General features: G+C 72.0%; 9 protein-coding genes. 5 read left to right on the forward strand and 4 right to left on the reverse strand.

Going from position 1 to position 10542, the window contains the following annotated elements:
- Positions 1-12: 12 nt before the first annotated feature.
- Positions 13-891 carry an NAD(P)-dependent oxidoreductase gene (locus tag E1262_RS24480; protein WP_132106558.1) on the forward strand — a complete coding sequence of 293 codons (879 nt, stop codon included), beginning with the start codon at positions 13-15 and terminating at the stop codon, positions 889-891.
- On the opposite strand, the gene gndA is transcribed toward E1262_RS24480, so the two are convergent.
- From gndA to E1262_RS24500, 4 genes are all read right to left on the reverse strand, one after another.
- Complete coding sequence (gene gndA / locus E1262_RS24485) at positions 888-2330, reverse strand: NADP-dependent phosphogluconate dehydrogenase (protein WP_132106559.1); 1443 nt, start codon at positions 2328-2330, stop codon at positions 888-890. The two genes, E1262_RS24480 and gndA, sit on opposite strands and share 4 nt — an antisense overlap.
- A gap of 79 nt (positions 2331-2409) precedes the next feature.
- Positions 2410-3663: an arginine deiminase gene (locus E1262_RS24490; RefSeq protein ID WP_132106561.1), complete on the reverse strand. Its 1254-nt coding sequence runs from the start codon at positions 3661-3663 to the stop codon at positions 2410-2412.
- Between the two features lie 28 nt (positions 3664-3691).
- Positions 3692-5119 (reverse strand): basic amino acid/polyamine antiporter, encoded by a 1428-nt coding sequence (locus E1262_RS24495; protein ID WP_132106563.1) that lies wholly within the window; start codon positions 5117-5119, stop codon positions 3692-3694.
- A 107-nt stretch (positions 5120-5226) separates the two neighbouring features.
- Entirely contained in the window at positions 5227-6009 is a 783-nt protein-coding gene (locus E1262_RS24500; RefSeq protein ID WP_132106565.1) for a TetR/AcrR family transcriptional regulator, read from the reverse strand.
- 221 nt (positions 6010-6230) lie between these two features.
- Here E1262_RS24500 and E1262_RS24505 point away from each other — a divergent pair, with 221 nt between their 5' ends.
- The 4 genes from E1262_RS24505 to E1262_RS24520 all read left to right on the forward strand — a co-directional run bounded on the left by E1262_RS24505 (position 6231) and on the right by E1262_RS24520 (position 10298).
- The gene (locus tag E1262_RS24505) at positions 6231-7304 is read left to right on the forward strand and encodes an ATP-binding cassette domain-containing protein (protein WP_132106567.1); all 1074 of its coding nucleotides are present in this window, start codon (positions 6231-6233) and stop codon (positions 7302-7304) included.
- A 116-nt stretch (positions 7305-7420) separates the two neighbouring features.
- Positions 7421-8176 carry an ABC transporter permease gene (locus E1262_RS24510; protein ID WP_132106581.1) on the forward strand — a complete coding sequence of 252 codons (756 nt, stop codon included), beginning with the start codon at positions 7421-7423 and terminating at the stop codon, positions 8174-8176.
- 74 nt (positions 8177-8250) lie between these two features.
- Positions 8251-8448, forward strand: a complete 198-nt coding sequence (locus E1262_RS24515; protein ID WP_132106569.1) for a DUF1918 domain-containing protein — start codon at positions 8251-8253, stop codon at positions 8446-8448.
- A gap of 182 nt (positions 8449-8630) precedes the next feature.
- The gene (locus E1262_RS24520; protein WP_162606059.1) at positions 8631-10298 is read left to right on the forward strand and encodes a substrate-binding domain-containing protein; all 1668 of its coding nucleotides are present in this window, start codon (positions 8631-8633) and stop codon (positions 10296-10298) included.
- Positions 10299-10542: the final 244 nt, after the last annotated feature.

Consider the following 10542-nt stretch of genomic DNA (forward strand, 5'->3'; position numbering starts at 1 on the left):
ACGATCGTGCGCATGACGCACCCCGAACCCTCCGCGGTCACCGTGCTCGGCCTCGGCTCGATGGGCGGCGCCCTGGCCCGTGCGTTCCTCGCCGCCGGGCACCCGACCACGGTCTGGAACCGCACCGAGTCGAAGGCCGCGCCGCTCGTGACCGCCGGCGCCCTGCACGCCGGCACCGTGGCCCAGGCGGTCACGGCGAGCCCGCTCGTCGTCGCGTGCCTGACCGGCTACGACGACACCCGGCGGGTCCTCGAGCCGGTGACGGCGACGCTGGCCGGCCGCACGCTGGTCGCGCTCAACAGCGGGACGCCCGCCGGCGCGCGCGACCTCGCCGCCTGGGCCGCCGAGCACGAGATCCGGTTCCTCGACGGCGCGGTCAAGGACGTGCCGGACGCTGTCGGCCGGCCGGGGACGCTGCTCTACTACGCCGGCGACGCGGACGTCTTCGCTGAACACGCACCGACGCTGCGGGCGCTCGGCGGGGACACCGTCTTGCTGGGCGCCGAGCCAGACCTCGCGAAGTTCTACGAGTCCGCCGTCGGCGCCACCCTGCTGCCCGCGTTGGTCGGGTTCTTCGCGGGCGCGGCCGCCGCCCGCGGCCGCGGCATCGCCGCCGGCGACCTGGTCCCCTACGCCGCCCGCTGGCTGCAGATGATCGGCGAGGTGCTGCCGATGCTTGCGGCCGAGATCGACGCCCGCGACTACAGCTCTGGCGCGTCGTCGGTGAACCTCTTCCTCGCCGGTGCGGACTGGGACCTCGAGTTCGCCCGCGAGGCCGGGATCGACGATTCCTGGCTGCGGCCGCTGCACGACCTCGTGCGGAAGGCGGCCGCCGCCGGCCACGGTGAGGGCAGCATCGCCGCCGTCACCGAGGTTCTCGGTGCCGGCTAGCTCTGCTGCTCCTCAGCACGGCCCTCCGACCACTTCGTGTGGAAGACGCCGTCGCGGTCGACGCGGTGGTAGGTGTGCGCGCCGAAGAAGTCGCGCTGGCCCTGCGTCAGGGCGGCCGGCAGCCGGGGCGCGCGCAGCGCATCGTAGTAGGACAGCGCCGTCGCGAAGCCGGGCACCGGGATGCCGAGCCGGGCCGCCGTCGCCACCACCGTCCGCCACGCGTCCTGCGCGGCGCCCAGCTCGGCCGCGAACTGCTCGTCGGCCAGCAGGCTGGGCAGCGCGGCGTCCTTCGCGTACGCCGCGGTGATGCGGTCGAGGAACGCCGCCCGGATGATGCAGCCGCCGCGCCAGATGCCGGCGATGGCGCCGAGGTCCAGCGTCCAGTCGTACTCCGCGCCGGCCGCCTGCAGCTGGTGGAAGCCCTGGGTGTACGACACGACCTTCGACGCGTACAGCGCCTGCTCGACCTGCTCGGAGAACCGCTCGGCCTCCCCCTCCGGCAGCGGGACAGGCGTCGGGCCGGCCAGCCCGCGCCCGACGGCCCGAAGGTCGGCGTGGCCGGACAGCGACCGCGCGAACACCGCCTCGGCGATGCCGCTGACCGGCACGCCGAGGTCGAGCGCGATCTGCACCGTCCACCGGCCGGTGCCCTTCTGCTCGGCCTGGTCGAGGACGACGTCGACGAACGGCCGGCCGGTCGCGGCGTCGACGTGGGCCAGGACCTCGGCGGTGATCTCGATCAGGTAGGAGTCGAGCCGGCCGGCGTTCCAGCCGCGGAACACCTCCGCGATGCGCGCGGGCTCGTAGCCGGCGCCGTGCCGGAGCAGGTCGTACGCCTCGGCGATGAGCTGCATGTCGGCGTACTCGATGCCGTTGTGCACCATCTTGACGAAGTGCCCGGCACCGTCGGTGCCGATGTACGTGCAGCACGGCGAGCCGTCGGCGGCCTTGGCCGAGATCGTCTCCAGCATCGGGCCGAGCGACTCGTAGGACTCCTTCGAGCCGCCGGGCATGATGCTCGGGCCGTTCAGGGCGCCCTCCTCGCCGCCGGAGATGCCGGTGCCGACGAAGTGCAGCCCGCGCTCACGCAGCGCCGCCTCGCGCCGGCGGGTGTCGGCGTAGTGCGCGTTGCCGCCGTCGATGATCATGTCGCCGGGCTCGAGCAGCGGCGCGAACTCGTCGATGACGGCGTCCGTCGGCGTGCCGGCCTTGACCATGATGACCAGCCGGCGCGGCCGCTCCAGCGCGGCGACGAACTCCTCGGCGGTCTCGGCAGGGACGAACGTGCCCTCGTGCCCGAACTGCTCGACGAGGTCGTGCGTGCGGCTCGCGGTGCGGTTGTGCAGCGCGACGGTGTACCCGTGACGGGCGAAGTTGCGGGCGAGGTTGCGGCCCATGACCGCGAGCCCGGTGACGCCGATCTGTGCCGTTCCAGCCATCAGTGCATGCTCCTGTCCCGAGGTGCCCTCACGCGGCGGCCGCCGCCGGGACCCAGTATGCCGAGCGCCCTCTGGCCGGTCAGAAGCCGACCGGATCGCGGATCAGCGGGCAGGTCATGCAGTGGCCGCCGCCCCGGCCGCGGCCGAGCTCGGCGCCGACGATCGTGAGTACCTCGATGCCCGCCTCGTGCAGCAGCTCGTTGGTCTGGGTGTTGCGGTCGTAGGTGAACACGACGCCCGGTTCGACGGCGACGGCGTTGTTGCCGCTGTCCCACTGCTGCCGCTCGGAGGCGTACACGTCGCCGCCGGTCTCGACGACCCGCAGCCCGTCCAGGCCGAGCGCCCGGGCGACGACGTCGACCAGCCGCGCGTCGCCCTCGTCGGTGACGTCGACACCCGGCGGCCGGTCGCTCGGCCGCAGCGTGAACACGTGCAGCGAGTCGATGATGCGCGGGAAGACCGTCACGACGTCGCGGTCGGCGAAGGTGAACACGGTGTCCAGGTGCATCGCGGCGCGCAGCTTCGGCATGCCGGCGACGATGACGCGCTCGGCGGCGCCCTGCGCGAAGAGGGCGGCCGCCACCTGGGTGATCGCATGGCGGGAGGTGCGCTCGCTCATGCCCATGAGGACGGTGCCGTTGCCGATCGGCATGATGTCGCCGCCCTCGAACGTCGCCCGGCCCCAGCGGCGCTCCGGGTCGCCCCACCACACCGTGGAGCCGGCGTAGCCGGGGTGGAACGTGTAGATCGCCTTGTACAGCAGCGTCTCGTCGTGCCGAGCCGGCCAGAACAGCGGGTTCATGGTCAGCCCGGCGTACAGCCAGCAGGTCGTGTCGCGGGTGTAGAGCGTGTTCGGCAGCGGCGGCATCAGGTAGTCGCGGGCGCCGACGGACTCCCGCGCCAGCGCGCCGTAGCCGGAGCGGTGGTCGTCCGGCAGGTCGGTCGTCGCCAGCCCGCCGATCAGGAACTCGGCCAGCGCGTACGGGTCCAGCGACTCCAGGAAGGCGCGGGTGCTGTCGACGAAGCCCAGCCCGACCTCGTCGGCCGTCACCTTGCGGTCCAGCAGCCACGACCGCGCCTCGGGCTTCGCCACCGTCTCGGCCAGCAGGTCGTGCAGCTTGACGACCTCCACGCCGCGGCCGCGCAGCTGGTCGACGAAGTCCTGGTGGTCGCGCTGGGCCGCCTCCACCCACATGACGTCGTCGAACAGCAGGTCGTCGGAGTTGGTCGGGGTCAGTCGGCGGTGGGCGAGGCCGGGGCGGCAGACCAGCACCTTGCGCAGCCTGCCCACCTCTGAGTGAACGCCGTGCCCCGGGTCGGTGCCGTCGGTCATGGCGGGATCCTTTCGCTCGCGGACGGGGTCAGAGGCTGATCCAGCCCTGAACCAGCGCGATGACGCCGATCAACGCGCCGGCGAGGGAGACGGCGAGGATGACCAGCTCGCCGGCGGTGAACGGCGCACGGCCCCGCTCGCGGCGCGCCAGCACGAACAGCACGGTCGCCGGGGCGTAGACGATGAACGAGACGAGGATGTACTTCGGCCCGGCGGCGTAGAGGAGAAACGCCGTGTAGAGCGTGGCGATGACGCCGACGACGACCTCCCGCGCCGGTCCGCGGGGCCAGGCGGCGTCCATGCCGAGTGCCAGCTTCGCGGCGTACCCGGCGGCGAGCAGGAACGGGATCAGCGTCAGGGCGCTGGTGAGGTTCAGCGCGAAGTTGAACGCGTCCTCGGAGAACGCCGTGACGACGAGCACGATCTGGACGAGCACCGTGGTCATCAGCAACGCCGGCCCGGGCACGTCGGCGCCGGTCTTGCGGCCCAGGAACCGCGGCATGTCGTCGTCGGCGGCAGCGACGAACAGCACCTCCGCCGCCATCAGCGTCCAGGCGAGGTACGCGCCGAGGACGGAGACGATCAGGCCGACGCTGACGAAGACCTCGCCCCACTGCCCCACCGCGGCCTCGAGCACACTGGCCATCGACGGCTGGCGCAACTCGGCCAGCTCGTCGCTGGGCAGGATGCCGTACGACACGATGGTCACCGACGAGAAGATGCTCAGGACCATGAGGAACCCGAGCAGGGTGGCACGGCCGACGTCCTTGCGCCGGCGGGCGTGCCGGGAGTAAACGCTCGCGCCCTCTACTCCCAGGAAGACGAACACCGTCACCAGCATCGTCCCTCTGACCTGCTCATACAGTGAGCCGAGGTCGTCGCCGCCACTCCAGTTGTCCGCGAACACCTGCGGGTCGAGGTAGAACACCGCGAGGATGACGAAGACGACGATCGGGATGACCTTCGCGATGGTGACGATGCGGTTGATCGCGGTGGCCTCCTGCACGCCACGGCGGATCAGCAGGTAGAACGTCCACAGCCCGACGCTGCTGAGCACGACGGCCAGCGCGGTGTCGCCCTCCCCGAGCGCGGGAGCGATGGCGCCCACCGTCGACATGATCAGCACCCAGTAGGTCACGTTGCCGACGCAGGCGCTGGCCCAGTAGCCGAAGGCGGAGAAGAACCCGAGGTACTCGCCGAAGCCCGCCTTGGCGTACGCGTACACGCCGGCGTCGAGGTCGGGTCGCCGGACGGCGAGCGTCTGGAAGACGAAGGCCAGCATGAGCATGCCGCTGCCCGCGATGGCCCAGGCGACCAGCGCGCCGGCCACCCCGGTCTCGCTGCCGAACCGCTGGGGCAGGGAGAAGACGCCGGCGCCCACCATCGAGCCGACCACCATGGCCGTCAGCGTCGCCAGCGTCACCTTCTGTGCGGTCTGTGCCACCGTTTCGGCCATCCCGGCCCCCGCCGAAGATCGCGTTTAGCGTCTCGGCGAGCCTAACGCAACCCCTTCGACCAGGTCAGCGCTTTACGGAGTTGGCCCCCGGGTGACGATGCATGGTGTCACTCGGGTGACATTGCCGCCTGGCGGCGCTCGACGTAGCGGGCGATGCCGTCGAGCACCAGCTCGAGACCGAAGGCGAAGTCGTCGCCGAGCCAGTCGTCGTCGGGTTCCGCGTAGCTGTCGAAGGCCTCGTCGGCGACGATGCGGGCCAGCGTCGGATGGTCGTCGGCGTTCACGAACGTGGTCAGCATGCGCCCGTACGCCTGGTCCCAGACCGCCTGCGGCGTGCCGGTGCGCGACTCGACGTCGGCCAGCGTGGTGGCCAGCTGCGCGTGCCCGCGCACGTACCCGCTGAGCGCGACGAGGATCCCGAGCATCTCTCCCCCGCTGAGGCCGGTCTCGTCGAGCGCGGCCAGCGCCTGCTCCATGCGCTTGATCTGGTTCGGGCCCATCGGTGGGCTGTTCAGCGGGACGTCCAGGGGCCAGCGCCGGCGCCGGTAGATGTCGACGGTGTCGTTGGCCCACCAGCGCAGCTTGTCGCGCCAGCCGGTCAGCTCCGGCGGCACGTCGGGCACCTCGGAGGCATGCTCGACCATCAGCTCGAGCAGGTCGGTCTTGCTCGGCACGTACCGATACAGCGACATCGTGGTGAAGCCGAGCGCGTCGGCCACCCGGCGCATCGAGACCGCCGCCACCCCGTCCGCGTCGGCGATGGCGATGGCGGTGTCGACGATCTGCCGCACCGACAGCGCAGGCCTCGGCCCGCGGGTCGGCGGCGCCTGCACGTCCCACAGCAGGTCGAGCGTGCGGTTCGGATCGGCCTGACGCTGGTCGGTGGCCATGCTCCCCCTCGGAGAAGGTCAATTCATCTGTTCGCTCGTCGCGCGAACGTCATGGATCTCCCGGGCCGAACGCGACGCTGGACCGAGGGCTCGAGGGACCTCCGGCCCCTGTCGCCCTCGGTGTTCGCGCGACTCGACTCGGCGCTTGACGCCCATCCTAGAACTGTGTACAACATAAACCAAGCGCTATACGCCATAAACAGTTTATCGGGAGGGTGGCTGTGACCACGAGCGACGCGGCGATCGCCGCTGAAGGGCTGCGCAAGCGATACGGCCGCAGCTACGCACTGAACGGGCTGGACCTGACGGTCGAGCGCGGGGTCGTGCACGGGCTGCTGGGCCCGAACGGGGCCGGCAAGACCACCGCCGTCCGCATCCTGTCCACGCTGCTGCGCTTCGACGGCGGCAGCGCGCGGGTCGCGGGATACGACGTCGTCGGCGAGGCCGACCAGGTGCGCCGCCGGATCGGCCTCACCGGCCAGTACGCCGCGGTGGACGAGACGCTGTCCGGCCGGCAGAACCTGGTGATGTTCGGCCGGCTCTACCACCTGGGCGCGCGGCAGGCGAAGCAGCGGGCCGACCAACTGCTGGAGCAGTTCGACCTCACCCACGCCGCCGACCGGTCCGGGCGGACGTACTCCGGCGGCATGCGGCGCCGGCTCGACCTCGCGGCCAGCCTGATCCTGGCGCCGGAGGTGCTGTTCCTCGACGAGCCGACGACCGGCCTGGACCCGCGCAGCCGCAACGACGTGTGGGACGCGGTCCGCTCGCTGGTGGCCGGCGGCACGACGGTGCTGCTCACCACCCAGTACCTCGAGGAGGCCGACCAGTTGGCCAGCCGCATCTCCGTCATCGACACCGGCCGCGTCGTCGCCGAGGGCACCGCCGACGAGCTCAAGGCGCGCATCGGCGGCGACCGCATCGAGGTCGTCGTCCACGACGCCGCCCAGCTGGGCGCCGCGGCCGCCGTCGTCGCCCGCATCGGCACCACCGAGCCCGAGGTCGACGCCGACACCCGCCGGGTCAGCGCGCCCGTCGCCGACCGCATGGCCGCGCTCACCGACGCCGTGCGCGAGCTCCAGCTGGCCGGCATCGCCGCCGAGGACATCGGCCTGCGCCGTCCCACGCTCGACGAAGCATTCCTGCACCTCACCGGCCGCCGGGCCGCTGCAGAAGAGGAGACCGCGGCCCAGGGAGGCTCATCCGGCACCGACGGTGACGCGGGGCCGGAGGTCCCGCCGAGTCGTCGGTCCAGACCGCTCGTCGAATGGAGCGAGGAAGGTGTCGCCGGATGAGCCGACCGACTGATGTCATGAACATCGCGCTGCAGCAACCCCCGAGCCTGATCGCTCCCCCGCCGGCCCGCACGCCACTGGCCCGGCTGCGCTGGGCCGCCGCCGACGGCTGGGTGATGACGAAGCGCAACATGGCGCACGTCGTCCGGGCGCCCGAAGAGGTCGTCATCTACTTCACCCTGCCGATCATGTTCGTGCTGGTCTTCGGCTACGTGTTCGGCAGCGGCATGGCGCTGCCCGGTGGCGGCAACTACCGCGAGTTCCTGCTCCCCGGCGTGTTCGCGATGACCATGCTGTACGGCCTGGGCGCCACCGCCACGGGCGTCGCGTTCGACGTCGACCGCGGTGTGGTCGACAGGTTCCGGTCCATGCCGATGGCCCGGTCGGCGCTGGTCGTAGGACGCAGCGGGGCCGACCTCATCCGCGCCGTCCTGGAGATGACGACGCTGGTGGTCTGTGGCCTGCTGGTCGGCTGGCAGTGGCGCAACGGCATCGGCGACGCGCTCGCCGCGGTCGGGCTGATCCTGCTGCTGCGGTTCGCCATCACCTGGATCGGCATCTATCTCGGGCTGGTCGTGCCGAATCCGGACACCGTCGGCGTCATCGTCTTCCCGGCTGCGTTCCCGCTGACCGCGCTGTCCAACGTGTTCGTCGCGCCCGAGGCGATGCCGGACTGGCTGGGCGCGGTGTCGGAGTGGAACCCGCTGTCGTCGACGGTGGCCGCGACGCGCGAGCTGTTCGGCAACCCCGGCTTCGGCGGCGACTCATGGGCCGCGCAGCACAGCCTGCTGCTGGCGGTCGGCTGGCCGCTGCTCCTCCTGGCGATCTTCATGCCGCTCTCGATCCGCCGATACCAGAAGCTCAGCCGCTGACCGGTTGCCATCGGCGACCTGTGCGGAGCAGGCTGGAAGGTACCGTTCGGGTTCGCTCGAGGAGGTCGAGAACCGTGCACGCACACGACGGTGACCGTCTGGTGATCGAGGGGACGAAGGTCGGCTCGGCGCGCCGCGAAGGCGAGGTGCTCGAAACGCACGGACCGGACGGCGGCCCGCCGTTCCTGGTCCGCTGGTCCGACGGCGCCGAGGGCCTGGTCTATCCGGGCAGCGACGCCCACGTCGTCCCCGCCGCGTCGACGGCGGACTGACAGAGCCGGCGGGCGCGTAGGCCCGCCGGCCAGCCGGCCGGCGTGGTGCAACCGTGCGGCGAACGCGGCGCCGCCCGGTCTGTGACCACGGTGTCATGCGTGGCGCAAGCGACGCGTCATTACCAGAGTCGCATTGCTCCCGGTTAGTCTGCTATCCCACGACTCGCCCGGAGCCGCCATTCATGCCAGGACGCCACTCCTCGCACCGGCCGGCCGCGCCGTCGCCCTGGCTGCGCCGGCTCGGCCTGTCCGTCATGGCCGTCGCGCTCATCGGGGCGGCGGGACTCGGGGTCGCCTCCGTCCTGGACGCCGGTGACGGCGAATGCGATGGGCCGCTCCCGGTCACCGTCGCCGCCGACCCGACCATCGCGCCGGTCCTCACCGACCTCGCCCGCACCTACGCCGAGACCGACCCCCGCCAGGGCGATCTGTGCGTCGAGGTCGATGTCGTCGCCAGCACCGCGGCGTCGGCCGTGCCCACGTTCGGCAACGCCGAGGCGCCGGACCTGTGGATCCCCAAGAGCCGCGCGTTCGGCCCGCCGGTCGACGACGGGCTCACCGAGCAGCTGGCCAACGTCGCGCTGTCACCGCTGGTCGTGGTGATGCCGGCGGAGGCAGCGGCGGCCGCGGGCGGCGAGGACGCGCAGATCTCGTGGGCCGCGCTGGTGCAGGGCGAGGCGGCCGCGGTCATCGCCGACCCGTCCGCCAACGACGAGGGCATCGCCAGCCTGGTCGCCGTCCGCACGGCGCTGGGCGACGAAATCGAGCGCGACGAACTGGTCCAGGTGATGACGCGGGTGTCACAGGCCGCCGTTCCCACCGTCGAGGAGGCGTTCGCGGCCGCGGCCGAGTCGCCGGCCGCGTTCACCGCCACCGAGCAGTCGGTTGTCGCGTTCAACCGGGACAGCTCCGGCGCGCAGGTGGCTGCTCTCTACCCGGCCGAGGGCACGTTCGGGTTCGACTACCCGGCGCTCGCGGTGTCCGGCGCCGAGGAGGACGAGGCCGCGCGGTCGGCGGCGACCGTGTTCGTCACCTACCTCGGGTCGGCCGACGCGCAGGAGACGATCCGCCGGGCCGGCTTCCGCAGCCCCGACGGCACCGCCGACGCCGACGCGGGGGTCGTCGACGGTATCCGCCCGGCCGTGCCGGACCTGCTGCCCGTGCCCGATCCGGCGCTGGTCACCGAGCTGTCGCGGCAGTGGGCGGCGCTCGCGCTGGACATGCGCATGCTCGCCGTCATCGACGTGTCCGGGTCGATGAACGAGCAGGTCGACGGCGGCGCCACCCGCATGGAGCTGACCCGCGACGCCGCGCTCGAGGCGCTGCAGCTGTTCCCGCCGGACGCCTCCGTCGGGCTCTGGGCGTTCTCGATCCTGCAGGACCCGCCCAACGACTACGTCCAGCTCGTCGATGTCGGGCCGATGAACGAGGCGCTCGAGGACGGCACGCCGCGGCAGGAGGCGCTGGTCGCCGCCGTCGAGTCGCTGCCGTCGATCGCCGACGGCGGTACCGGCCTCTACGACACCGTGCTGGCCGCGTTCCAGGAGATGCGCAGCAGTTACCAGGCCGGCATGGTCAACTCCGTCGTGCTGCTCACCGACGGCCGCAACGAGGACGACCCCGACGGCATCGACCTCGAGACGCTGCTGACCCAGCTGACCGCGCAGTTCGACCCCGCGGCGCCGGTGCCGGTCATCACCATCGGCATGGGCCCCGAGGCGGACATGGAGGCGCTGCAGCAGATCTCCGCCGCCACCGGCACGACGGCCTACCACGCCGAGGACCCCAGCGACATCCAGAGTGTGTTCATCCAGGCCATGATCGAACGGCAGTGCCGTCCCAACTGCTGACGCCGCCTGGCGCGCCTGTCCCTCTTCGGCCCCGCCGAACTCTATGATCATGGGTCGACGAGCGCCAGAGGGAGGTGGCACCGGTGAACAACCTGTCCTGGCCGGCGACCATCCTCCTCGGCATCCTGCTCGGCCTCGTCGCCGTCGCGGCTGAGAACCGCGGCCCTGAGCAGGACGAGCCGACGGCCGGCCCGTCCGAATCGCCGACCGCCTCCCCCGGCTCGGACGGGTCCGGGGGCGGGTC

The organism is Jiangella aurantiaca (genome assembly GCF_004349105.1).
GTDB lineage: Bacteria > Actinomycetota > Actinomycetes > Jiangellales > Jiangellaceae > Jiangella > Jiangella aurantiaca.

What these genes read in the sequence shown, in the direction of transcription:
- E1262_RS24480 (WP_132106558.1), top strand. Translation starts at nt 13, where the DNA reads ATGACGCACCCCGAACCCTCCGCGGTCACCGTGCTCGGCCTCGGCTCG.
- gndA (WP_132106559.1), bottom strand. Translation starts at nt 2,330, where the DNA reads ATGGCTGGAACGGCACAGATCGGCGTCACCGGGCTCGCGGTCATGGGC.
- E1262_RS24490 (WP_132106561.1), bottom strand. Translation starts at nt 3,663, where the DNA reads ATGACCGACGGCACCGACCCGGGGCACGGCGTTCACTCAGAGGTGGGC.
- E1262_RS24495 (WP_132106563.1), bottom strand. Translation starts at nt 5,119, where the DNA reads ATGGCCGAAACGGTGGCACAGACCGCACAGAAGGTGACGCTGGCGACG.
- E1262_RS24500 (WP_132106565.1), bottom strand. Translation starts at nt 6,009, where the DNA reads ATGGCCACCGACCAGCGTCAGGCCGATCCGAACCGCACGCTCGACCTG.
- E1262_RS24510 (WP_132106581.1), top strand. Translation starts at nt 7,421, where the DNA reads ATGACGAAGCGCAACATGGCGCACGTCGTCCGGGCGCCCGAAGAGGTC.
- E1262_RS24520 (WP_162606059.1), top strand. Translation starts at nt 8,631, where the DNA reads ATGCCAGGACGCCACTCCTCGCACCGGCCGGCCGCGCCGTCGCCCTGG.